This is a genomic window from Micromonospora sp. AMSO12t, assembly GCF_008806585.1.
Lineage (GTDB): Bacteria > Actinomycetota > Actinomycetes > Mycobacteriales > Micromonosporaceae > Micromonospora > Micromonospora reichwaldensis.
Genome location: NZ_WAAS01000007.1, coordinates 16,693 through 39,451, shown reverse-complemented (window position 1 = coordinate 39,451; position 22,759 = coordinate 16,693). Strand labels below are relative to the sequence as shown.

20 protein-coding genes and 2 pseudogenes are annotated in these 22,759 nt (G+C 69.3%); 15 read left to right on the top strand and 7 right to left on the bottom strand.

The genetic code is table 11. The annotated features are described in order from the left end of the window. Positions 1-242: 242 nt before the first annotated feature. A complete protein-coding gene (locus tag F6X68_RS02165) occupies positions 243-1,025 on the bottom strand; it encodes a DeoR/GlpR family DNA-binding transcription regulator (protein ID WP_151452646.1) in 783 nt (260 codons plus the stop codon). Between the two features lie 128 nt (positions 1,026-1,153). Here F6X68_RS02165 and F6X68_RS02160 point away from each other — a divergent pair, with 128 nt between their 5' ends. The 10 genes from F6X68_RS02160 (at position 1,154) to F6X68_RS02115 (ending at position 9,585) form a co-directional block, all read left to right on the top strand. Next, a complete protein-coding gene (locus F6X68_RS02160; protein ID WP_151452645.1) occupies positions 1,154-2,029 on the top strand; it encodes an aldolase in 876 nt (291 codons plus the stop codon). 2 nt (positions 2,030-2,031) lie between these two features. Next, positions 2,032-2,760, top strand: coding sequence for a sulfite exporter TauE/SafE family protein (locus F6X68_RS02155; protein WP_151452644.1), 729 nt, complete (start codon positions 2,032-2,034; stop codon positions 2,758-2,760). After that, the gene (locus tag F6X68_RS02150; RefSeq protein ID WP_151452643.1) at positions 2,754-3,152 is read left to right on the top strand and encodes a YidH family protein; all 399 of its coding nucleotides are present in this window, start codon (positions 2,754-2,756) and stop codon (positions 3,150-3,152) included. Before F6X68_RS02155 ends, F6X68_RS02150 begins: the two co-directional genes overlap by 7 nt. Continuing rightward, positions 3,149-3,592: a DUF202 domain-containing protein gene (locus F6X68_RS02145; protein ID WP_151452642.1), complete on the top strand. Its 444-nt coding sequence runs from the start codon at positions 3,149-3,151 to the stop codon at positions 3,590-3,592. Before F6X68_RS02150 ends, F6X68_RS02145 begins: the two co-directional genes overlap by 4 nt. 86 nt (positions 3,593-3,678) lie before the next feature. Then, the gene (locus F6X68_RS02140; protein WP_151452641.1) at positions 3,679-4,299 is read left to right on the top strand and encodes an L-threonylcarbamoyladenylate synthase; all 621 of its coding nucleotides are present in this window, start codon (positions 3,679-3,681) and stop codon (positions 4,297-4,299) included. Positions 4,300-4,449: 150 nt separating this feature from the next. Then, positions 4,450-5,019 carry a TetR/AcrR family transcriptional regulator gene (locus tag F6X68_RS02135; RefSeq protein WP_151452640.1) on the top strand — a complete coding sequence of 190 codons (570 nt, stop codon included), beginning with the start codon at positions 4,450-4,452 and terminating at the stop codon, positions 5,017-5,019. A gap of 10 nt (positions 5,020-5,029) precedes the next feature. After that, positions 5,030-5,386, top strand: coding sequence for a hypothetical protein (locus F6X68_RS02130; RefSeq protein WP_151452639.1), 357 nt, complete (start codon positions 5,030-5,032; stop codon positions 5,384-5,386). Between the two features lie 72 nt (positions 5,387-5,458). Beyond that, the gene (locus F6X68_RS02125; protein WP_151452638.1) at positions 5,459-6,448 is read left to right on the top strand and encodes an ABC transporter ATP-binding protein; all 990 of its coding nucleotides are present in this window, start codon (positions 5,459-5,461) and stop codon (positions 6,446-6,448) included. Beyond that, a complete protein-coding gene (locus F6X68_RS02120) occupies positions 6,445-7,239 on the top strand; it encodes an ABC transporter permease (RefSeq protein ID WP_151452637.1) in 795 nt (264 codons plus the stop codon). The genes F6X68_RS02125 and F6X68_RS02120 overlap by 4 nt, the downstream gene beginning before the upstream one ends. A 957-nt stretch (positions 7,240-8,196) precedes the next feature. Continuing rightward, positions 8,197-9,585, top strand: coding sequence for an alkaline phosphatase PhoX (locus F6X68_RS02115; protein WP_151452636.1), 1,389 nt, complete (start codon positions 8,197-8,199; stop codon positions 9,583-9,585). 160 nt (positions 9,586-9,745) lie between these two features. Here F6X68_RS02115 and F6X68_RS02110 read toward each other — a convergent pair whose 3' ends face one another. Beyond that, a complete protein-coding gene (locus tag F6X68_RS02110; RefSeq protein ID WP_151452635.1) occupies positions 9,746-10,504 on the bottom strand; it encodes a hypothetical protein in 759 nt (252 codons plus the stop codon). A gap of 837 nt (positions 10,505-11,341) precedes the next feature. Further along, complete coding sequence (locus F6X68_RS02105) at positions 11,342-12,295, bottom strand: hypothetical protein (RefSeq protein WP_151452634.1); 954 nt, start codon at positions 12,293-12,295, stop codon at positions 11,342-11,344. Positions 12,296-13,675: 1,380 nt separating this feature from the next. Between F6X68_RS02105 and F6X68_RS02095 the strand changes: the two genes are divergently transcribed. Next, complete coding sequence (locus F6X68_RS02095) at positions 13,676-16,582, top strand: beta-N-acetylglucosaminidase domain-containing protein (protein WP_151452633.1); 2,907 nt, start codon at positions 13,676-13,678, stop codon at positions 16,580-16,582. Between the two features lie 276 nt (positions 16,583-16,858). Here the strand turns inward: F6X68_RS02095 and F6X68_RS02090 are convergent. Continuing rightward, a pseudogene (locus F6X68_RS02090) lies at positions 16,859-16,997 on the bottom strand (IS5/IS1182 family transposase); the annotation flags it as partial. A gap of 16 nt (positions 16,998-17,013) precedes the next feature. On the opposite strand from F6X68_RS02090, the pseudogene F6X68_RS02085 reads away from it, so the two are divergent. After that, a pseudogene (locus F6X68_RS02085) lies at positions 17,014-17,160 on the top strand (IS5/IS1182 family transposase); the annotation flags it as partial. A gap of 52 nt (positions 17,161-17,212) precedes the next feature. Here F6X68_RS02085 and F6X68_RS02080 read toward each other — a convergent pair. Continuing rightward, positions 17,213-17,911 carry an MFS transporter gene (locus F6X68_RS02080; protein ID WP_151452632.1) on the bottom strand — a complete coding sequence of 233 codons (699 nt, stop codon included), beginning with the start codon at positions 17,909-17,911 and terminating at the stop codon, positions 17,213-17,215. 191 nt (positions 17,912-18,102) lie between these two features. Here F6X68_RS02080 and F6X68_RS02075 point away from each other — a divergent pair, with 191 nt between their 5' ends. Next, complete coding sequence (locus F6X68_RS02075; RefSeq protein WP_151452631.1) at positions 18,103-18,843, top strand: hypothetical protein; 741 nt, start codon at positions 18,103-18,105, stop codon at positions 18,841-18,843. 276 nt (positions 18,844-19,119) lie between these two features. Here F6X68_RS02075 and F6X68_RS02070 read toward each other — a convergent pair whose 3' ends face one another. Together F6X68_RS02070 and F6X68_RS02065 are read right to left on the bottom strand one after the other, a co-directional pair. Then, complete coding sequence (locus F6X68_RS02070; protein ID WP_151452630.1) at positions 19,120-19,509, bottom strand: hypothetical protein; 390 nt, start codon at positions 19,507-19,509, stop codon at positions 19,120-19,122. 77 nt (positions 19,510-19,586) lie between these two features. Further along, a complete protein-coding gene (locus tag F6X68_RS02065; RefSeq protein ID WP_151452629.1) occupies positions 19,587-19,799 on the bottom strand; it encodes a hypothetical protein in 213 nt (70 codons plus the stop codon). A 116-nt stretch (positions 19,800-19,915) separates the two neighbouring features. Here F6X68_RS02065 and F6X68_RS02060 point away from each other — a divergent pair, with 116 nt between their 5' ends. Together F6X68_RS02060 and F6X68_RS02055 are read left to right on the top strand one after the other, a co-directional pair. After that, positions 19,916-20,371, top strand: a complete 456-nt coding sequence (locus F6X68_RS02060; protein ID WP_151452628.1) for a hypothetical protein — start codon at positions 19,916-19,918, stop codon at positions 20,369-20,371. 645 nt (positions 20,372-21,016) lie between these two features. Next, positions 21,017-22,666 carry a glycoside hydrolase family 10 protein gene (locus F6X68_RS02055; RefSeq protein ID WP_151452665.1) on the top strand — a complete coding sequence of 550 codons (1,650 nt, stop codon included), beginning with the start codon at positions 21,017-21,019 and terminating at the stop codon, positions 22,664-22,666. The last annotated feature ends 93 nt before the right edge of the window (positions 22,667-22,759 follow it).

Sequence of the window (22,759 nt, the reverse complement as noted above, 5' to 3'; positions counted from 1 at the left end):
GGTGGCGGGCGAAAAAGGACGACGCGCCCCGCAACGGGACGTGTCGCCGCGGTGGTGCTGGTGGGCTACCCGGACCGCCGGGCCCGCCGCAGGGCTACGCGGACGGCAGGGCCCGCCGCTGGGCTAGCTGGACGGCCGGGCATGCCGCTGGGCTACCGGGACGGCAGGGCCCGCCGCAGGGCGTCGTGACACCCGGTGCCGCCCGCCGGACCGGCGGCCGGTGGCGGAGTGGGCCGGAAAAGTCAGGCGGTGATGACGCGGATGCCGTTGCGCCGCACCGTCGTCGCGACCGGCTCGGGCAGGGGCGCGTCGACGACCACGCTGTCGATCCGGTCGAGCCCGCAGACCTGCACCGGGGCGGTGGCGGTCAGCTTGCTCGCGTCGACCACCAGGACGATCTCGTCGGCGATCTCCATCAGGGCGTGCTTGGCGCTGAGCTCGATCTCCGAGCGCACGTAGACCCCGCGCTCGTCGACGGCGCCGGCGCCGAGGAAGAGCATCCGGATCCGCAGGCGGCGGGTCAGGTCCAGGGCCGCGAAGCCGACCAGCGCCTGGTTGTCGTGCAGCAGCTCGCCGCCGATCCCGATGACGCGGGCGCGCGGACGCGACAGCATGTGCCCCAGCACCGGCACCGAGTGGGTGACCACGCATCCCTCGAACTCGGCGGGCAGGGCGTGGGCCACCTCGGCGGCCGTGGTCCCGCTGTCGATGCCGATGGTGTCGCCGGGCTGCACCAGGGCGGCGGCGGCCGCCCCGATCGCGAGTTTGGCCTGCGTGTGGGTCTGCGCCCGGGAGGCGAAGCCGGGGCCGGCCACACCGCCGGGCGGCAGGCTGACACCGCCGTGCACGAGGGTCACCTCGTGGGACTCGGCGAGCTGGCGCAGGTCGCGGCGGACGGTCATCTGCGAGACGCCGAGCTGGGCGCTGAGCTCCGCCACGGAGAGGAAGCCCGCCCGCCGCAGCGCGGCCATGATCTGCGTGCGGCGCCGGGGGGCGCTCTCGTAACGGGACGTCTGCACGCTCACGCCGGGCCCTCCTGCCGGATGTCACCCCACGGGGCTCGGTGGAGAGTTTAGAGCAACCGAGGGATGTTATTTTTCTACCATCCGATGGTACGTTGCCAACGTCCTTTGGTAATCCCGGGAGGTACCCCATGACCGTCGCCACCGTGTCGCCCACCGTTCTGGCCCGCCCCTCCGGCGGCTACGCCATGCTCGCCGTCGACCAGCGGGAGGCCCTGCGGGCGATGTTCGCCGCCCACCAGAGCCAGCCGGTGACCGACGAGCAGATCACCGCCTTCAAGGTCGCGGCGGCCCGCGCGCTGAGCCCCCACGCCTCGGCGATCCTCGTCGACAAGCAGTTCGGCTGGGACGCCGTCATCGCCGAGGAGGCCGTCGCCGCCGAGTGCGCCCTGATCGCCGCCGCCGACCGCTTCACCGCCAGCGCCACCGAGTTCGTCGCCGACGTCGCCATCGACGACGACGTCGACCCCGCCGCCGTACGCGCCCAGGGCGCCAAGGCGCTCAAGCTGCTCGTGCTCTGGCGCCCCGACGAGGACCCCGCCCCCCGGATCGCCCTGGTGACGGACTTCGTGCGGCGGTGCCGCGACAACGGACTCGTCAGCATCATCGAGCCGGTGTCCCGCGCTCCCCGCCAGGGCGGCGCCTTCGACCACGACGCCGGCATCCTCGCCGCCGCCAGGGAACTCGGCTCGCTCGGCGCCGACCTCTACAAGGCCGAGGTCCCCACCGCCGGGCAGGGCACCCCGGCGGAGATCGTCGCCGGCTGCTCCCGGCTGAGCGAGTCCATCGCCGGGCCCTGGGTGGTGCTGTCGTCGGGCGTACCCGCCGAACTCTTCCCCGACGCCGTCCGCCTCGCCTGCCAGGCCGGGGCGTCGGGCTTCCTGGCGGGCCGGGCGATCTGGGCGTCGGTCGTCGGCAGCCCGACGATGGCCGACGACCTGCGGACCATCTCCGTGGATCGGCTGCGCCGCCTCTGCGACGTGGTTGACGACGCCGTGTCCCGCTGACGGTGGCCCTCCTCGGCGCCGCCCTCGCGGTGGTGGCGGTCGCCCTCGGGGCGGCCATGCAGCGGGTCACCGGGCTCGGCTTCGCGCTGGTCGCGGCGCCGTTCCTGGTCATCATCCTCGGCCCGTTCACCGGTGTCGTGCTGGCGAACCTGCTCTCCGCCGCGATCAACCTCGTCGTCCTGGCCTCGACCTTCCGGGCCCTGCACCGCAGGTTGGCCGTGGAGATGATCGTCGGCGTCGTGGTCGCCGTCCCCCTCGGCGCCTGGGTGGTGGCGTCCCTGCCCGGTCCGCTGCTGCTCATCGGCGTCGGCTCGATCACGGCGATCTCCGTCGCCTGGGTCGCCCGGGGCAACCCGCTGCGGTTCCTCCGTAGCCGTGGCGGGCCGGTGCTGTCGGGCTTCACCTCGGGGTTCTTCAACACCACCGCGGGCACCGGCGGGCCGCCCCTGGCCGTCTACGCGGTGAGCACCGACTGGGGCCAGCGCAGCTTCGTGCCGACCGTGCAGGTCGTCGGCCTGGTCACCAACGTGCTGTCGCTGGCCGCCAAGGGCACGCCGGCGCTGTCCTGGCCCCTGCTGCTGGCCTGCGCCGTGGCGATGACCGTCGGCATCGCCGGAGGTCAGGTGCTGTCCCGCTGGCTGCCGGAGGAGCGGGCCCGAGGATCGGTCATCGGGCTGGCCTTGATCGGCAGCGTCATCGCCGTCGGAAAGGGAGTGACCGCCCTGTGGTAGTCGACACGGACGACGAGACCTCCTCGCGGACGCCCGGGCGACGCCGGTGGCCCGGCCGGGTCTTCGACCGGGGCGTCGATCCCGACCCCCGGTTCAGCCTCGCCAACGAGCGCACCTTCCTGGCCTGGATCCGTACGTCGCTGGCGCTCTTCGCGGCCGGGATCGCCCTGGAGGCGCTGGCCCTGCCCATCGCGCCCGGGCTGCGCCGCGCCGCAGCCGTCGTGCTGATCGTGCTCGGCGCCGCGGCCCCGGTGCAGGCGTGGATCGGCTGGCTGCGTACGGAGGCGGCGCTGCGCCTCGGTCGGAGCCTGCCGCCACCCGCGCTGGCGATGCCGCTCGGCCTGGGCCTGGTCCTGGCAGCCGGCCTGATCCTGGTCGGCCTCGTCCGGTGAGCCGTGCCGCCGCACCCCGCGACGGGGACCGCCCGGCGTCGGCGGGTCCACCCGGGACACCCCCTCGCCTGGACGGCGACCCCGGCCTGCAACTGGAGCGGACCATGCTGGCCTGGCGGCGCACGGCGGCGGCGTTCCTGGTGGCCGGTGCCGTCGGCGCGCGACTGCTCACCCCGCTGCTCGGCGGCTGGGCCTATCCGGCCGTGGCGGCACCGGCGCTGTGCGTGGGCGCGCTCGCCCTCGCCAGGTGCGTCCCACCGCGCCGCCCTACTGGGCGGCGACCGGCCACGACGGCGCGCGGGAAGTCGATGCCACCGGGTCCGACGGTCGTCACCCCGGGGGCGGGCCGGATGGCCGGCGTCGCGGCCCTGACCTGCCTCCTCGGCCTCGCCGCGGCGGCGACCGTGCTGACCGCCACGACGCCGCCGTCGACCCCCTGACCGTGCGAACTGCGGCGACCGCGTCGAGGTGGCCGTACCAGAACTGGGGGAGGCGCGTCGTCCGGGCAACACCTAGTCTCGGGCGTATGGCGAGGTACTACGACGTGCACCCGGACAACCCGCAGCCCCGGGTCCTCCGGCAGGTCGTCGACCTGATCCGCAGCGGCGGCTTGATCGCCTACCCGACGGACTCGTGCTTCGCGTTCGGTTGTCAGCCGGGCAACCGGTCCGGTCTGGATCGGATCCGGGAGATCCGTCGGCTGGACGAACGGCATCACTTCACTTTGGTGTGCCGTGACTTCGCCCAACTCGGCCAGTTCGTGCAGGTCAGCAACTCGGTTTTCCGGATGGTGAAGGCGTGCACCCCGGGCAGCTACACCTTTATCCTGCCGGCGACCCGCGAGGTGCCGCGCCGGCTGCTGCACCCCAGGAAGCGCACCGTGGGCGTACGGGTCCCCAGGCACACGGTCGTCCAGGCGCTGCTGGCCGAGCTCGGCGAGCCGTTGGTGTCGAGCACCCTGATGCTGCCTGGCGAGGACGAGCCGATGACCCAGGGGTGGGAGATCAAGGAACGGCTGGACCATCTCCTCGACGCGGTGATCGACGCTGGCGACTGTGGAAAGGAACCGACCACCGTGGTCGACCTGTCGCAACCTGAGCCCGAGATCCTGCGCTACGGGGCCGGAGACCCGGGCTGCTTCGAGTAGCCGCATCGTTGGGGCGACGGTCGTTCGGGACGCGGGCGCGGGTTGCCCACGGTCACCTACCGCTTGCGGTTAGTCACCGGACATCTCTCGACGGAATTTAGGAACGACTGTTCTTGACTGTTCGTTCCTAAACCCGCTACCGTGGTTGACATGGGAAGACCACGCGGGTTCGACGAGGAACAGGCTGTTCAGGCGGCTGTGGAGGTGTTTGCCGACCAGGGCTACGACGGCACGTCCGTCGATGACCTGGTGGCCAAACTCGGCGTCCATCGCAACAGCCTGTACAAGACTTTCGGCAGCAAGCGTGGGCTCTACACAAGGGCGCTGCGCTGGCACGTGGAGCACCAGGTGCGACCACTCGTCCTGGCCGTCTCGGCGGCCCACGACATCACCGAGGCCCTGCATCGCGCACTTGCCGCCGACGCGGCGCAACCCGGCTTCGACCTGCTCCTGAGGGCCGCGGTTGAACGCGCGCCCATCGACGCCGAGGTCGCCGAAATTGTCGCCGGTTGCTTGCAGGAGTTCGACGAGGCCCTCGGCCGGGTTCTGATCGCCACGTATCAGGGCGCTGACGAGACCGCTCGCGTCGCGGCGCCGGCCACCGAGCTGACCGCCGCTGTGCTGGGTCTGCGCCTGCGAGCCAGGGCCGGCGCGTCCGGAACGCACACCACCGAAGCCGGCGGCGCTGTGGCCGACCAGCTCAGCCGGCACGAGATCTGAGGAGAGAGACATGGCACGTGTGCACATCGACGGCGAGGCCCTCGTCGTGGAGATCGAAGGCCTCGACAAGCTCTGGGCATTGAAGAGCCGACTCACGATTCCGCTGGTCAACGTCAGGGGCGCGACCGCCGACCCGGGAATCGTCAAGGAGTCGAAGGGGCTGCGAGCGCCGGGAGCGCACCTTCCCGGGGTCATCGTCGCGGGCACCTTCCACCTCGACGGCGAGCAGGTGTTCTGGGACGTTCGCGACCCGGCCCAGGCCGTCGTCATCGAACTGACCGACGAACGCTACAACCGCCTCGTCATCCAGGTCAGCGACCCCCGCGCGACGGTCCGGCTCATCGAAGAGGCCACCCGGAAGTCCTGACCGGTTCGTCCGTCCTTCCCCGGCCGGTGGCCACACCGGCCCCTGCCGACCCACCACGAATGGCGATGCCTCATGCCCGCGATCCGGAAACTGATTCCCGATGACCAGGACGAGCCGCTCACCGGCATCACGAAGACGTCCGACGGCGTAAGGGTGCAGGTGCGCAACCTCACCAAGCGGTTCGGTGCCGTCCCGGCCGTCACCGACCTGAGCTTCACCGTGGAGCCTGGGCGGGTGACTGGTTTCCTCGGACCGAACGGCGCCGGGAAGTCGACCACCCTGCGGATGATCCTGGGATTGATCCGGCCCACCTCTGGCGAGGCCCTCATCGGTGGCCGACACTACGTCGATCTGCCGCAGCCGGCTCGTACCGTCGGCGCGGCTCTGGACGCATCGAGCTGTCACCCAGGAATCAGCGCCCGGGACCACCTGCGGATCTACTGCGACATGGCCGGGCTGCCGGTACGGCGCGCGGACGAGGTCATCGAGGCCCTGGGCATGTCCGGATTCGCGGGCCGGAGGACCGGCGAGTTCTCCACGGGTATGCGCCAGCGGCTCGCCCTCGCCACGGCCCTGCTCGGCGATGCTCCCGTGCTACTCCTGGACGAGCCGACCAACGGGCTCGATCCCGGGGGGATCGCCTGGCTACGCCGATTCCTGCGCCAGTTCGCCAACGAGGGGCGCACCGTCCTGGTCTCCAGTCATGTGCTCAGCGAGGTGGAGCAGATGGTGGATCGCGTGGTTGTGCTCGACGGTGGGCGCCTGATGGCCGAAGGCACCCTCGACGAACTCGCTGCGGTAACCGTTCCCGCCGTCGTGGTCCAGTCTCCGGACGCTGACCTCCTCGCCGTGCTATTGGGCGACGTCGGGACGACCGACGGTCGCCCGCCCCAGATCGAGAACACCGGTCCGGGCACCCTCCGAGTCCATGGCCTCAACGCCGAACGGGTGGCTGACACCGCGGCGGGCGCGGGCCTGCGGGTGTACGGACTGACTCCGTACCGCACCGACCTGGAACAGGCATTTCTGCAGTTGACCGGGGAAAAGAGGACCACCAGATGAGCCACCTCGTCCGAGCCGAGTTCCGTCGGCTGGTCGCCACCCGCCTCTGGATTTGGGCGGTGGTCGCCGCGGTCGTCTTCGGAGGCGGCCTGGTCGGGCTGCTCACCGTAATCGGCCCGGAGAACGTCAACCCGCCACTGCCCGGGATGGACACTGAGGCCGGCATCCGGGCGGTACTCGGCCTCGCCGGGCTCGGAGTGATCGTCCCTGCGCTGTTCGGCGCAACGGCGGTCACCTCCGAGTACCGGCACCGCACCATGTCGACCGCGTTCCTGTTCGCACCTCGACGCTGGAGCGTGCTGGCCGCGAAACTCCTCGTCTACCTCGTCGCCGGAGTGGCCTATGGGCTGATCACTACGACCACGGCCGGCATCGCGCTCTACGCCGGGATGGCTGTCCGGGACATCCCCGCCGGCGCAACACTCGATGTCGTCGTCGGTTTGCTGCTGCGCCTGGTCGTGGCGATGGCCGCCTACACGGTACTGGGCGTGGGCATCGGCGCACTGGTCCGCAACCAGGTGATCGCGTTGGCCGGCCTGGGCGCGTACCTCTACATGGGGGAAAACCTGCTGCTCTTCATTCCCGAGGTGAACACGGCTTACCCGTTCCTGCCTGGCGGCGCCACCGCCGCGCTGACCAATTTCACCGCGCTCACCCAGGCGGCCCAGGGCGCGGCCGGGGCCGCACCGCAGCTCCTCTCCCCGCCGGCCGGGGCCGGGCTGCTGATCGCCTACGCGCTTGCCGCCGCGCTACTGGCCATCGTCCTGCCCCAACGTAGGGACGTTGCCTGACCGGGGCGGACCACGGGGTCCTCCGAAGAGGGCACATGAGCGGGGGCCACCGTGCCGCCGTGTCCGGCGGGGAGCCCCGGCGGCCCGGGCTGCTCCGGGACCGTGACGGTGGCCGCAGGAAAGCTGCCGTAGGCCGTTTTTCCCGGGTAGATATAACTGGGACGACCCGCGCGCGTTGGACGCGTTGCGGCGTGCCGCACACGATGAGGACCTATCTGATGTGGCGGGAGACGAGATCGGCCGATCGTTGGCAGCATTCGTGGATCGTGGCCTCGCAAGGGATCTACTCGCCGAGGACTTGCACGTCATGGTGCGGTACGGCGTCAACGAAGCATCGGGCCGTTGACCCGCATTGCTGCGGTGCTGGCGCAGGATGGGTACGGCCCGAAGTGGAGGGAACCCGTCGCCGCGGTGCTGCTGTGGCGGGCGGACCGGACCGAGTTCTCCCAGTCAGTTGACCGGCGGACGGTCGAGGACCTCGACGAACATGCTCCTGGAGCACTCGGAGACTGTCGACCTGGTCGACCAGGTCGCCCTCGTCCGCCTCGTGAAGCGCGGTCGCAAGCTCCGCCGCCAAGCGTGGCCATTTGTTGGCCAGAAGTGGTGGTTGCTCAAGCGTCATCGTTGACGACGGTAGTCGACGACGGAGGTTCGCAATTGTACGTGCTCACCGGGCGCGGCGTGGAGCCCGGGGGACGGCCGAGCGAGCGTCACCGTCGCCAGTGGCCTGCGACCGGAACATCCGGGTGCGCATCTCCGGCGCGAGCAGCACGCCGCGCTCGATCGAGTCCACTGTCGATGCCACTGCCTCGGGTGACTGCCGATGTCATCCTGCCCGGTCCCACTGTCTAACCGTCATCTACTTGACGGGTGGGTCGGGATGTGACGTAGTGGATCGAGCGATTCGGGTCGATGTCGGCCGGACGCGACGGTCCGTGACGTCCAGGAGGCTTGTCCGTGTCTTTGTCTCGCCGCCAGTTCCTGTCCCGCTCGGCCGGAGTCGGTCTCGCCGTGGCCGTGGCCGGTTCGGCCGACGCCCTGTTCACCGCGGCACCCGCGCTGGGGGTGTCCGGCCCGGAGGCCGGGTACGGTCCGCTCGTGCCTGACCCGGCCGGCATGCTCGACCTGCCGGTGGGCTTTCGCTACACGGTGCTGTCGCGCGAAGGCACCGTCCGGCCCGACGGTGGCATCGTGCCGAGCCGGTTCGACGGTATGGGTTCCTTCGCCGACAAGGCGCGCGGCACCCGCCTGGTCCGTAACCATGAGTGCTCCCCGACCGCGAGGATCACGGTTGTGGCTCCGCCGGAACGCACGTACGACCCGGCCGCCGGGGGCGGGACCAGCACCCTCGCCGTCGACGCGTCGAACCGCGCCGTCGCCGAGCACGTCAGCCTTGGCGGCACGGCCATCAACTGTTCCGGCGGCCGGACGCCGTGGCGCACGTGGCTGACCTGTGAGGAGACCGAAGACAAGGCGGGTGCCCGCGGGTACGCGAAGGACCACGGGTTCATCTTCGAGGTTGACCCGTACGACGATGCTCGCAACATCGATCCGACACCGCTGACCGCGATGGGTCGGTTCCAGCACGAGGCGGTCGCGGTCGACCCGCAGACCGGCATCGTCTACGAGACCGAGGACGCGTTCGTGGCGCCGCTGGGCAGCTTCTACCGTTTCCTGCCGAACCGGCCGCTCGGCGGTCACGGGAGCCTGCGGGCAGGCGGCGTGCTGCAGGCCCTGCACGTCCCGGATCTGCCGGACCTGTCGGTGGTGACGACGGCGGGCACGTCCTTCTCCGGCGTCGAGTGGCTTGACGTGCCTGACCCGCTGGCGACGACGGAGTCGGTCCGTGCCCAGGACTACGGCAAGCCGATCACCGGTGGGTACAAGATCGAGGGCGCCTGGTGGGGGGAGAACGACGGCTGCGCCTACTTCGTCTCGTCGTTCGCCCGGCGCGCGCAGGGCTCGGCCCGCGACCACGACGGTCAGGTCTGGCGGTACGACCCGCGAGCCAACACGTTGCGCCTGGAGACCATCTTCACCCGCTCCACCCCGGCACCGGAGAACCCGGAGTTCGACGCCCCGGACAACATCTGTATGTCGCCGTACGGCGGCCTCATGATGTGCGAGGACGGGATCGGGGACCAGCACATCCTTGGTACGACTGCCGCCGGGGAGGTGTTCGTCTTCGCACGTAACCGGGTCGACGTCGGCACCGCCGGTGACCCGGAGTTCGGCGAGTTGGCCGGCGCGACGTTCTCCGCCGACGGCCGGACCATGTTCTTCAACGTCTACAACCCGGGCATCACGTACGCCGTCACCGGCCCCTGGAACCGCCGCCAGCGCTGACCCCGCGGCCACCGTGCGGTGCTTGCGTGGTCCCCGTGTGATCGGGGGCCCCGCCTCGCCGGGGCCTCGGGGCGCCCACGACCGTGCGGCTGATTCACGGGTGGCTGCGCCGACCTCCCCTGCTCCTGACCCGGTCTTTCGCCCTTGCGGTGGAGGCGTTTCAGACCAGGCCGGCGACGGCGCCTATCGCGGTGATGGCGACTGCGACCTGCTCGGTAAGGGCGCCGTCGACCGGCCACGAGCCGTCCGGGCGCTGGGTGGCGGTGAGCCGCCGGACCACGACGCGGAACACTGGATGCTCCGGAGGCAGCAACGTCGCCCGTAGCGCGCATCCGGCGCGGGCGATGTCGGCCGGCGGGGCGTCGAGCAGCCGTCGCGCCAGGATGTCCAGCCCTCGGTCTGCCTCCTCGCGCAGCCCCGCCGCCCACAGCAGGGCGGCGGCGAGCCAGGTGGTGGTGAGGCACGACGGCCAGACCCCTGAGGCCTCGACGGCGTCGCGCACCGCCCGGGCGGCCGGCCCGGCCGCCTCGGGCCGGTCCAGGACCGCCAGGCACCAGCCGACCTTGGCGGTCAGGTAGAGCGGGTCCCGCGACGGCAGGTGCCCGGTGTCCACGGCGGAGCGCACCGCGCCGTCCGGCGCGACCAGCGCGGCGAGCCAGTCGGCGCAACGATCCACCCGTGAGCTGTACCGCAGGTCCAACTCGATGATCCGGTCAAGCCGTTCGCACGTCGCCGCCACCGAGGGGGCGCCGGGTGACCAGGGCGCCGGGAAACCCTCGGGAGACTGGTCGGCGAACAGGGCGTCCGCCACATCCAGCGGCGCCGGCCACACCCCTGTCAGCACCGTCGCCAGTCGGTGCCTGTCGGGCTCGTCGCCGTGCGCGATCACCCACTCGACCGCCGCAGCAGTGTCGATCATGTGCGGAACCTAGCAAGCGCGAAGCGACGAGCAGAGGCGCACCTTCGGAGATCCTCGCCGGTGGCCAGCGGAACGAGCGCACCGGCCCTGCGGAGCGCGGCCTGCATCTGACCGTGGTGCCGGCCAGGCCGGCCGGCCACGCGGCGACCAGCGGTACCAGCACGGTGTCCGGGTTCGGCTCGACGAGGGTCGTCGCGGTCCACAACTGCGGGAAGCTGTGACGGCCGTGTCCGCCGCGACGTCGGGCCAGCGGGCCAGCGGCCTGGTCGGTCTTGATCGGGATGCCACGCCGGCGTAGTTCCGCCCGCGAACAGACCGAAACGAAGATCCACGACCTGTGGGTCTGCCGCCTGAGGTACGGATGGCGATGCTGGCCGCCGCGCCGACATCGCGGTACGGCCCAGGCGACGACGGTGCGGGCGGCCTCGTGCTCGGCCTGCCGCACCCGCCGCCGGTGCCGACCGTCCACCACCCGCGTCCGCGCCCGGTAGTCGGCCCACGATCGAACATCCCAAGCCCGAGTCCGACGGTCCCACTACCAGTGCAGACTCAGTCACCAAGCCAGCCGAAAGATCAAGTGACGTTGGTGTACTACATGAACTGGTCGAGGCACGACAGCAGAGCGGCCACCATCATGTCCTCATGTTCGGCCGTGGTGAATCCAGCGTCTGAGTGGTGGCCGCGAACAGGTCCAGGTTAGCGATTGGCACGCCGAGCAGGGCGCAGATCCTACGGGTGGAAGCGGCACAGCGCCAAGCTACGCCTGCTCGGCAGCCGTTCTACCGAGGTGCGTCATCAGAACAGTACTCTCGCCCTTGGCATCGACGTCCATCGCGGCTACGGGCAGTCGTAGAATAGTATCGTCTCGTCAATGACGCCTCCACCGTTGATGGAAGGGTCATGGCGCTGGAAGGGGCGAGCAAAATAGGCCTCCATCAACTGCATGTCTTGGCTGCTCAAATATTTCGCATAGAAGTTCTCTGGAGTGCCGAGCCATTCTGGCCGAAGGGCGCGATTGACGATGATGTCTTGGCAAAGGACCATGAAGTGATATGCGCGCTCGGCTGGCGACGCGGAGGGGGGCGACTGAAGATCCCCTTCCTCCAGTATCACCACAGTTCCTTCGGGGGCGACGCGTCTCAGGAAAGCCCCTATCTCGGACCACCGATATTCAGGAAAGACGTGGTGCAGTGTCCAGAAGGCCAGAATTACATCGAATTTCGTGCCGCCCATCCCTTCCATCTCGGTTGATTGCAGATCATTGATGTCGGGATGCTGGAGGCTGCTGAAAGGATTGTAGCGAAAAATGGTGGCCTCCTTGCAGATCCCCCGCCTGATGAGTCTCTCGGCGATCCGGCGTTCATCCGCACACGAGTCAGCTCCATAGCCGAGAATATTGATCGAATCCCGAGGGGGCAGAGCTGAGAGGTGTCGCATCATGGTGGCGTTAAGGGCGCGGTCGCGGGCGGCCGTTATCTCAAAAAAGGCCTTGGCCGACACTTGTGACGGATAGTTGAGATAGTTTCGAATGAGTACGTGGATCACCTCCTCCTCGACGGCTTCGCCAGAGAGGAGTCGCGTCATCAACTCGCCATGCGCGGCGACAAACTCCCTTGCCATGACGCAGTATTCATCGCCAATGACCGGATATGATCGGAAGATTCCAAGCTTGCGACACCTGCTTGCCATGTCCGGCGACGAGAGCATTTCGATAACCTGGCGAGACGTGATGCTGTTAGAGCCAAAAATCAGTTCCGAATTGCTCGTTGTTCTGCGCACAACTCTGACCACCTGCTCCTTGTCATCCTCTAGGTGTTGGCGTAACAGGAACTGCGCCCTCCTGGACCCTTGCCGGGGTTGACCAGGAGCGCGCATTGCCTGTCCTGTTCATGAACAGTCGCAAACTACCGACACCTGATCGGTTCGCGATTCCGCAATTGGCAGCTGTGTGCACCTCCTACTCAAGCTTCGCTAACTGCATGGGCTCACAGCGGTGATCAGTGCCTAAGCAAATACTTTCCCTGGCCTCGCCCACGGGTGTCAATCCCCTGGAATCGTGGAGTGCGTCGTTATGCGGCCCAGGCCTCCGGTGCGCGGGTCTCTGACCGTTCTCAGTCGATGAGTGATCGCCGGTCGCAGACGGAGTGCCGGCGGCGCCGGTTGTAGAAGTCGGTGATTCAGGTCGCGATCTTGCGGCATGGAGTACGCCGGCTGGAAGTCGTTGCCCACCGACGTCGGCTTCGAGATCGCCCCCCGCGAGCGGAACGTCCCGCAACGACTGGATCGTCACCAACCGTCTCGCCCCGGTGGCCGCCCTCAGCACCCCGGCCGGCGAGCCGTTGGACTGGCTGGTCACCCACGTGCGCCTGGTCGCCCGCGTCCGGTCAACACCTGACGCCCGGTAGCCCGGTCGGGGGAGGACCGCGATGTCGGCGGTCGGCCCAGTGCCGACCCACCTTCGCGTGCCGTCGGCTCGCGGAGATCGTCAGCCGCTTCGCCGAGGCTCACAGATGGGTTCCGCCGGTGGCGTCGATGGTTTGGCCCGTGATGCATCTGCCGGCGTCGCTTGCGAGGAAGCGGACCGCGTCGGCCAGGGCGGCGGCGACATCATCGCGTACGACCCGCCCCGGCGACCCGAGGTCCACTGGGCCCGGGCGGTGGTGGACGGCACGTCCCCGCGAACAGCACGTGCGGTGTGGGGGCGATGAGCGTGCCGCTGCCTCTCGGCCCGGTGGCTTCGTGCATCGATGAGACATCATGATCGCCGTGGACAGATCGTTGGGACGACGGTCGGCGCGCTTCTCGCGGCGGTATGGACGACCGGCGCCGCCTTCCTGCTCTGGACCGTGGCGGTGTTGTGCCTGGTCGCCGCGACCGGCTTGGGCCCCGCCGCCAGGGACACGCTTCGACTCGGTGGACTCCTACACGAATACGCAAGACGCCGTCTGACCAGCGCGGACGAGGTTTTCGGCACCCGCAGGGCCCCGGGGCGCCCGCTGCGTGCGGGGGTCCGCCACCCAGCGGACCCCGCGGATCCAGGCTGATTCAAGATCATGACTGCTTGGCTGACCGCATCCATTGACGAGACCATCTGGTCTAGCCCAGTATCTCCTTGAGTCGCTAGGTGCCATCGGCTCCAGTCATGATTCTCAAGTGCCCAGGAGTACGCCCATGCGAAGCAGCTACCGTCAGGGACGCTGGCGCTTTTCAAACCCAGTGGCCGCCTACGCGTTCGCCTCGCTCCTCGTTGCGGTCACGCTGATCGGCTCACCGCCCACGGCCAGTGGCGCTGCAGCCACCCCATCTCTCAGTCCCAAGCCACGGGAATTGTCCGTTACCGGAACCGCACTTGACCTGCCGGCCGCTTTGACAGTTGTTCGTGGCACGGCTGCGGACCAGCCGGCCGTTGACGCCGTGGTGGCTGCTTTCACCGCGCACAACACGAGCGTCACCATCACCGGCACCGATCCGGGCGCCGGAACAACCGTCTACGTCGGGGGAGAGCAGGAGACGCCCGCCAGCGCGGCGGCCCTGAATGCAATCGGTGTCACAGCGCCGAGCACCTTGCCGGATCAGGGCTATCTGCTGGCCACCGGTACGGACTCTGCCGGCAGGCAGCGAGTCGTGCTCTCCGGCGGCCAGAAGGTGGGCACCTTCTACGCCGCACAGACCCTGAAACAGCTCCTGACGTCGGACTCTTCTGGCGCGGAGATCGCGCGGGTCACGATCAAGGACTGGCCAGCCTTCACATTCCGCGGTGGGATGGACTCGGCCAACCCCCCACCCGCAGGGGTGGCCCGGTGGACGAAGGCTGACCGGCTGGAACAGGTGGAGGTCCTCGCTCGGAACAAGATGAACCGCTTCTTCTACGGGCCCGCGGCTGACCCGCGCACGGGCGGTAGCGGAAGCAACAACTGGCGCACCCCGTACACGAACGCGGAACTTGGCGACCTGCGAGAAGTCGTCACCAAGGCCAACAGCCTGCATGTCGCGTTCGTCTACCGGATCTCACCCGAGATGCCGCTGGACCAGGCTAGCGGCATCTGCCACTCCTCCGCCACGGAGCGCAACACCCTCCTCTCCCGGCTCGACCAGATGTACCAGATCGGGGTCAGGCACTTCGTCATCGCCTGGGACGACGTCTTCCCGACGCGGCCGTTCTCCTGCGTCAGCGACGGCCAGACGTACGGAACCGGGGAAACGGCGTGGGCCCGGGCGCAGGCCGACGTCACGAATTTCGTCCAGACGAAGTTCGTCCGAGCCCACGCCGACATGGGCCAGCTGTACACGGTCAGCAGCGAGTACGCCGGGATGGCGGTGAGCAGCTACCGGACCGAGTTCGACACTCGGCTCGACACCGCCGTGGGCGTGTACTGGACCGGTCCCGAGGTGCTGTCGCCGAGTATCACCCGGAAGAACCTCGACGACGCACAGTTGGCGTTCCCCAGGCACCGCCTCGCCATCTGGGACAACTTCCCGGTCAACGACCAGGTCTGGGACCGACTCCAGATGGGCCCGCTGGTCGGGCGCGAGGCTGCGCTTTCCGCTGCTCCGGGAATCCTGTTCAACGAGATGACCCAGCAGGGCCCCTCCCAGCTGCCCCTGCTCACTGCCGCCGACTTCGCCTGGAATCCGGGCCACTACCGGCCAGAGGACTCCTGGTCCCGCGCCATCAACACCCTGGGTGGATCGATGGCCAGCCAGCTGCGAACCTTCGCCGAGATCAACCGTTCGTCCGTCATCGACCACACCGACTCGGTGGCGCTGGCCGATGCCATCAGGAACTTCCGCAACGCCCTCCGTACCGGAAGCGGGGTGGACAACGCCGCCGCCGCACTCAAACAGAGGCTCTCTGGCCTCAAGACGGCCAGTACGGCCCTGCAGACCATGAACACCAGCCTGACGACCGAGGCGGGACCATGGTTGCAGCAGACGGTGCGCCTCGTGGACGTGGCGACTCGCGCCGTGGATCTCCTGACCGCCGAGCGCGCCGGACAGACCACCGTGGCGAACAACCTTCGCCAGGAGATTCGTAACCTCCTCCCCGCCATCGCCGCCCATCCCGAGTCGGTGGCGCACGGCGTGCTCCACCCGCTGGTGACCTTTGCGCTGCGCCGGGGCGTCGACAGCGTGGATCTGAGCGGAGACGGGCGCTCCGATGTGCTGGCAGTCAAGGCAAACGGCACGCTGAACGCGTACGAGAACCTGCGTACCACAATGAACTGGCCGGAGCTGGGCGCTACCCAGACGGTCGGGCAGGGTTGGTCGGCCACGCAGCTGCCTATCGTCGGTGATCTCGACGGTGACCGGCTCGCGGACCTGCTGACAGTGACCAGCACCGGGGCCCTCGTGCAGTTCAGAAACACCGGGTCCTTCACGGGTGGCATGTTCGCGGCAGGTGTCCAGGTCGGCAGCGGCTGGCAGGGGATGCTGGCGGTGCACCTGACTGACCTCGATGACGACGGGCGCGCTGACCTGCTGGGAGTGTTCCCGGACGGCACGCTCAAGGCGTTCCGTAACACCGGCATGAACAACGGTGCTGTCACCTGGGGTCTGGCCGTCCAGGTCGGCCAGGGGTGGAGCACCGCCGAGCGTCCCATCGTCGGTGATCTCACGGGTGATGGAAGAGCCGACCTGGTGTCCATCAAGTCCGATGGATCGCTGTGGCACCACCTGAACACCGGTAGCTTCACCGGCGGAATGTTCGCCACCGGTCAACGGATCGGTGAGGGCTGGGCCGGTTACCTGGCCGTGCACGTCGTCGACCTCGACGGCGACGGACCTGCGGATGTGCTCGGTGTACTGGTGGACGGGACGCTTGCCGCCTTCCGCAATCAGGGCATGACGAACGGACGTGCCAGCCTGGGACCCCGAGTTTCTGTGGGTCAGGGTTGGAACGCCAACATGCTGCCCAACCCGACCGACCTGAGCGGGGACGGTCGCGCCGACCTGGTCTCGATCAACGGTGAGGGCAGGCTCATCACGAACATCAATGCAGGCCGCTTCGCTAGCGGAGTGATGTTCCCGACGACGGCAGCACACGGCCCAGGATGGCAAGGAACCCTCTTTCTCCGCTGACGGGGCTCTGAGCCGGCCGCCGGCCGGCAATGCCGACGGGTTCCATGCGTGGCTGCGCGGCACCGCCTGGCCGGGGTGGCGGGTGCAGGTCGATCGAACTGCGCCCCGCGGCCAACCTGAGAACCGCAGGTGTGGGTGTGCTCGATGCGGTGAGCAATAGTGTCGAACCCCAGCCATCAGGCATGCCTCAGCTCCGGCAGACGGACCAGCGAAGTGAACGGCGAGCTGCTGCATCTTGCGCGGGTACATCGGGGCGACCGTCAGGTGGACCTGCGGGCTCCCGCCGGCTCTCTGGTAGCCCTTGTCGACGAAGGTCATCACGTCGGCGCTGCTCAGCGCGTCGATGATGCAGTGAACGCGGGCGGCGCTGAGGTCGTGGGTGGCCCCGCAGCGCATCCGACGCCCAAATGAGCCGGGGTCGTCGAATGCACATCGGCTGGATCATGCACCACCGACGCCTGGCCCGCGACTACGAAGCCCTACCCGACAACTCCGCCAGCATGAGCCGCATCGCCATGATCGACAACTTCACCAAACGCGTCACCGACGAAACCATCCCAGCCGGGCGAGACGATTGAAGGCAGCATCACTCACGAAATTCGCAATTCAGACGCCTCTAAGTTGTTCAGGTCAAGTTGACGGATTGTCAGCGTGCTGGCCGCCGAACCGGGTCTCGTCGGGAAGCCGCGTCGCCCGGGCAGGCGCGGCCGGCGGGCTCGGCCGGGACAGACGCACGACCCGCATTGCGATGCCGCCCGCTATGGTGCCGGCCAACGCGAGCACGACCACCAGCACGTCGAACAGGAACACCGGCCGCCAACTCAGCGCTTGCGCCACCACGCCGCTCGCGACAGGTCCGAACAGGAGTGCAGCACCGAGCGCGACGCCGAGCACCAGTCGCGCCCGGGAACGCCAACGGCCCAGCTGACCGGACAGGGCGAGGGCGACACCAACTACGGTTCCGGCACCCAGCCCGACAATCACCCGCCCAACCGTCATCAGCGCCGCCCCCGACGCGAGCGCACTCACCATGCACCCAACGACCAGGAGCACAAGCGCCGGCACCCCGGCTGCAGTGGGCCACCGCCGCCCGAGCAGATATCCGGGCACGACCAAGGCCGCCGTCGCCACCACGCCCGGCGCAACCACAGTCGCTGCCATGGCTGCGGTGGAAAGCCCAAGATCACGCCCGATCGCGCCACCCAGCGGGCCGATCGGCGCGGTGAGCAGTCCGGCGGCGACCATTGCACCAAACGCCGGACCGGCAAGCGACCAGAGCGGGCGGACCACCGGCGGTCGGGCCGGGGCGGGGTATCCAGGTGAGCTCATCCGCCGAGTGTATGCACCGGGCGAAGCAGCCTGGAACGGATCGGGTTGGGGCTTAGGCGGTGTCTTCAAAGGGTCTTGCGGTGCACTCGCTCTCGTCGGCACCCGATCCCGTCACCGCCTCCTGTCGTGGGCCTGGCGGGGGCGCCGGAGCTTGCGCTGGGCCCGCTCTGCCGGTGCGGCAGGATGCTGGTGTGAGCGCGGAGGAAGACGACGAGTTCGAGGAAGTCGCCGATGTCCTTCGAGGGCGGGCGACCGTTGACGCGGAACTTCGCCCGGCACTTGAGGCGCTTGAGGCTCGGCTCGGTCAGCCCCTCATTGCCCTTACCTGCGGGTCCATGAACTTTGTGGCCGGCCACGGAGTCCCGGGCGTGGAGGTTCCGACCATCACCGCCTGGGTACGCGGCGCGGCACCCGACCATGATCGCCGCCTGCCGGCGGACGCGGTCCTCGATCAGATCGTCGCCGACTTCGGTCCGTGGCGGTGGCGGCAGTTCACGGCACGGGCGTTGCGGATCGGGAAACTTCCAAGTTCGCGGGCCCGGCGCATCGCAGCACTTGCCGGCGTCGAGTTCGTAACTGGTCCGGTCATGGGCGGGCTGGGGTACTTCGATGAGGAGGCCACGGCACGCGTCATGGCAGCGATACCGCAGGAGCGGTGGGACCAGTCCCGCGACGACTGGGGAGACAGCGTCTGGACCGTCGCGGTGAACGCGGATCTTCACCGCGTCTCCGTGTTCGTCCACACTGCGGCTCAGATCGCGCAACTGCAGCAGACACCGCGATGGCATGAGTGGGAACGACAACTTCGCGCTCTCATCGCCGAAGAGGACGAGTTCGGGTCGACCAGCATCATCCCGGTAGATATTGCTCTCGAGAGCCGGGAATCATTCGAGTCCGACTGCCAGGGAAACTGGAGCTACTACTGGTACTGAAGTTCGTGCCAAGCTCGGGTTGCGCCGAGCACAACACCGACGGCCCGCCATCGCAACAGGCCGGCGTTGACCACCGGCTGCGCCCGGTCTCGGGATCGGGCGAGGGTCGCAACGGCTCCTGGGCGAAGGTGGGGGAGTGGATCGGCGGCGGTGTTGCTGCCAGCCAACGTGGTGTCGGCAGGGCTGTCTCGTTGCCCTCATCTGGCCGGCCTGCGGTCGTAGCGCCAGTTGACGAACAGCCGGTGAGAGTGCGTCGCTCGACCGGCAGCCTCGCGATCAAAGCAACTCGCCGGCGCAGCATTCATGCTCGCCGCAGCCGTAGCAGGTGTATCGCATGCAGCCGGTGCAGATCCCGAGGTTCTCCAGTCGGTACCGGTCATGGCAGGTGGAACAGATCTCGCGGCTGTTGAGCATGGCGTTCCAGCCGACGGACCCGCCATTGAGTTCGTACGAGGCGGCGACGAACTCGGCCAGTTCGGCATCGTGGGCCGGAGCCGTCGAGTCGCCGATCTTGTAGTTCAAGCTCCAGCAGTAGACCGCGAAGAACGCCGTGCCGGTGACCAGGAAGGCGCGACCTCGTCCGTCCCGGGCCCAGGCGTCGTGGAGGTGCTGGACGCGTTCCCGGATAGGCCGCGAGCCGTCCAACATGACGCGTTCGCCAGTCATCATGGCATTATGCGGGCAGAGCCAAGTGGTGGTGCAACGGCGCTGGTGCGCCGTGGGCTCGTCCCACACCGTCGGTGTCACCTGTTCGATCCGCTCCCGGACGCGTGTCGGGCATCACCGAGTAGCTCACGCATCGCGGCCTCGGCGCCTCGGGCGTCGCCGGCCGCAACGCAGTTCGCGACCCGGTCGTGCAGGTCGAGCGCCACCGGCTGGGAACATTTCGGCATCAGGCCATGCTCGGTCCGTCCGGCGAGCACCTCGGCGATCACGCCGGTCAGCGCGGTGAACATCTCGTTGAGGCACGCGCGGCGGGCTGTCCGCCGAGGGCGCCTGCGCTATCACGCTCCTCTACGACAACGCCGACCTGGTCGGCTACCACGTCGTCTGGGGCGCGGCCGGCGGTGCGGTGACGCCGACGCAGGAGCAGATCAACCGGATGAAGACCGTGACCGGTGGCATCCACGTCGGCACCGGACTCCAGGACTGGCTGATCGGCATCGCCCCGAACTCGCTCGCTCGAACCGAGAACTGGCGTCCGGCCGGCGTCGACGTCACCGAGCACAACATCAACGGTGTCCATGTCTGGGATGTCTGGCGGCAGATGCTCGACGACTATCTCCGCGCCGTGGCGTTCCGTACCACCACCAGCCTGGAGGTCGACACCACCTCGGCTGGCAACCCGCACCGCACCCACGTCACCGCGACCGCCGAGGTGGACCCGGTGACCATCAGCAACCGCGCACCGTCCGGCACGGTCGACTTCTACGCGGGCGCCAAGTACCTCGGCTCCGGGCCGGTCGGCGGTGGACGCCGGCTGACCCCGACGCCCAGACACGGCAACACCTGCGCCGGCTCAGCGTAGACGGTCTCCGCGAACCTGCCGCGTCCCCATCTCTGCGGTCAGCTCGATCTCTGCGGTCAGCTCGGCGCAGATCATGACCGCCGGTCCCGGTTCGGCGCGATGGGCGATTGCCCCGGTCGCACCTCACCGTCTGCAAAGGGCGTGAAAGCGGTAGGCTGTCGAAGGCGGGTATGTGGCGGCCGATGACGCGCCCCAACCACCCGCCTTCTTCCCGGCTTGCAGCTGCCAGCTGATCTGTTGTGCGCTGCCCTGTGACATCTTGGAGTCCGTTTTGGCAGATATGACGCCGCCCGTCCTGAATCCCTTCGCTTCAGGGAGCGACCGGGACACCGACCGCGAACACGGGCAGGCGGTGGACGTGAGCGCGGACGCGATGACCCGCATGCGCACCCCGTTCGTCTCCCGGGACACCGACCGCAGCACCGCTGACAAAACCGACCGACAGTAGCCACAGGTGTCCCGCGTCCCGTGACGCCTGAAGATCACCGGGTCGGTCACGGCAGATCCGCTCTGGTGGCCGCTCTCCGGGGAGCGCTCCCGCTGCCGGACGCGTCGCAGTCCTCCGGGTCGGCGGCCAGCCTTATCCGACCGTTAAGTAGCGGTCGGCCTGGTGCGCCCGGAGGTTCGACTGTGCAGACTGAAGCGATGCGCGCCGCCGACTCGCCCGCCCGCCGCCGTCGTACCCAGGCATTCGTCGCGGTGGTCGCCGCGCTCGCCGTGGCGGTCGCCCTCGGCGCCTGGTCGCTGCGGGACCGGGTCGCCGGTGGACCCGGCCTGTCGGAGCGGGGCGCCGTGACCGCCTTCGGTGCCGCCCCGGCGGATCGCACCCCCGCCTGCGCCGGTCGACCGGCCGAGGCGCCCCGCGAGCTGCGGGGCATGTGGATCACGACGGTCAACAACATCGACTGGCCGAGCCGGCGGGGGCTGTCGCCCGAGGCGGCGCGGGCCGAGTTCCGGGGCTGGCTGGACCTGGCGGTGCGCCACCACCACAACGCCGTCTTCGTGCACGTGCGGCCGAGCGGCGACGCCCTCTGGCCGTCGGCGTACGCGCCGTGGTCGGAGTGGCTGACCGGGCGCCGCGACGGCCGCGACCCGGGCTGGGACCCGATGGAGTTCATGGTCGCCGAGGCGCACGCCCGCAACCTGGAGTTCCACGCCTGGTTCAACCCGTACCGGGGCGGGCAGCCGGCCACGGTGGGCGGGCCCGGCCCGAGGCTGGACCGGCTCGCGCCGACGCACCCGCTGCGGCGGCACCGCGACTGGGTGGTGACCTATCCCAGCGCCGACCGGCCCGGCAGCCGCCTCTACTTCAACCCCGGCATCCCCGAGGCGCGCACGTTCGTCGAGGACTCGATGCTGGAGGCGGTCCAGCGGTACGACGTCGACGGGGTGCACTTCGACGACTTCTTCTACCCGTACCCGGAGGCCGGGCAGGACTTCCCGGACGACGCGACGTTCGCCCGTTACGGCCGGGGGTTCGCCGACAAGCACGCCTGGCGCCGGGACAACGTGAACACGCTGGTCAGCGAGATGAGCGAGCGGATCAAGGCGATCAAGCCCTGGGTCAAGTTCGGTATCAGCCCGTTCGGCATCTGGCGCAACGAGCGCACCGACCCGGCCGGCTCGGCGACCGCGGGGTTGCAGAGCTACGACGACATCTACGCCGACACCCGACTCTGGGTACGGCGGCAGTGGCTGGACTACGTCGTGCCGCAGCTGTACTGGCACATCGGTTTCGACAAGGCCGACTACGCCAAGCTGCTGCCGTGGTGGGCGGCCACGGTGCGGGGCACCCGGGTGCAGCTCTACATCGGCCAGGCCGACTACCGGGTGGGCGAGCGCGGCGCCTGGCGCGACCCGGCCGAACTGGACCGCCAGCTCGCCCTCAACCGCCGGCACGGCGCGAGCGGAAGCGTGCACTTCAGCGCCAGGCAGGTGCGCGCCGACAAGCTCGGAGCGGTCAGCCGGTACCGCGCGGCCCACTACGCCGGGCCGGCGCTGGTGCCCGCGATGGCACAGCTGCCGGCGACGCCGCCGGTCGCCCCCACGGTCACCGGCGCGCGGCGTGCCGGTGTCGGCGGGGTGACGCTGACCTGGCGTGGGGACGGCGCCGCGAGCTTCGCTGTCTACCGCGTCGACGGCGACACGGCCCGGCTCGTCGGCACCGCCCGGGGCACCGGCTGGGTCGACCGCACCGCCCCGGCCGACCGTCCACTGTCCTACTGCGTCTCCGGCCTGGACCGCAGCGGCAACGAGGGCCGCCTCAGCGCACCGGTGGCCGTCGCGGCGCGGTAGGAGGGGTTTCCAGGCTCGCCCGCGGCGCCCGGCCCGGACGGACCGCGACGGGGTGGCCGGCAGTAATCGTGTTGACCGGACGGGGCGTCTCTG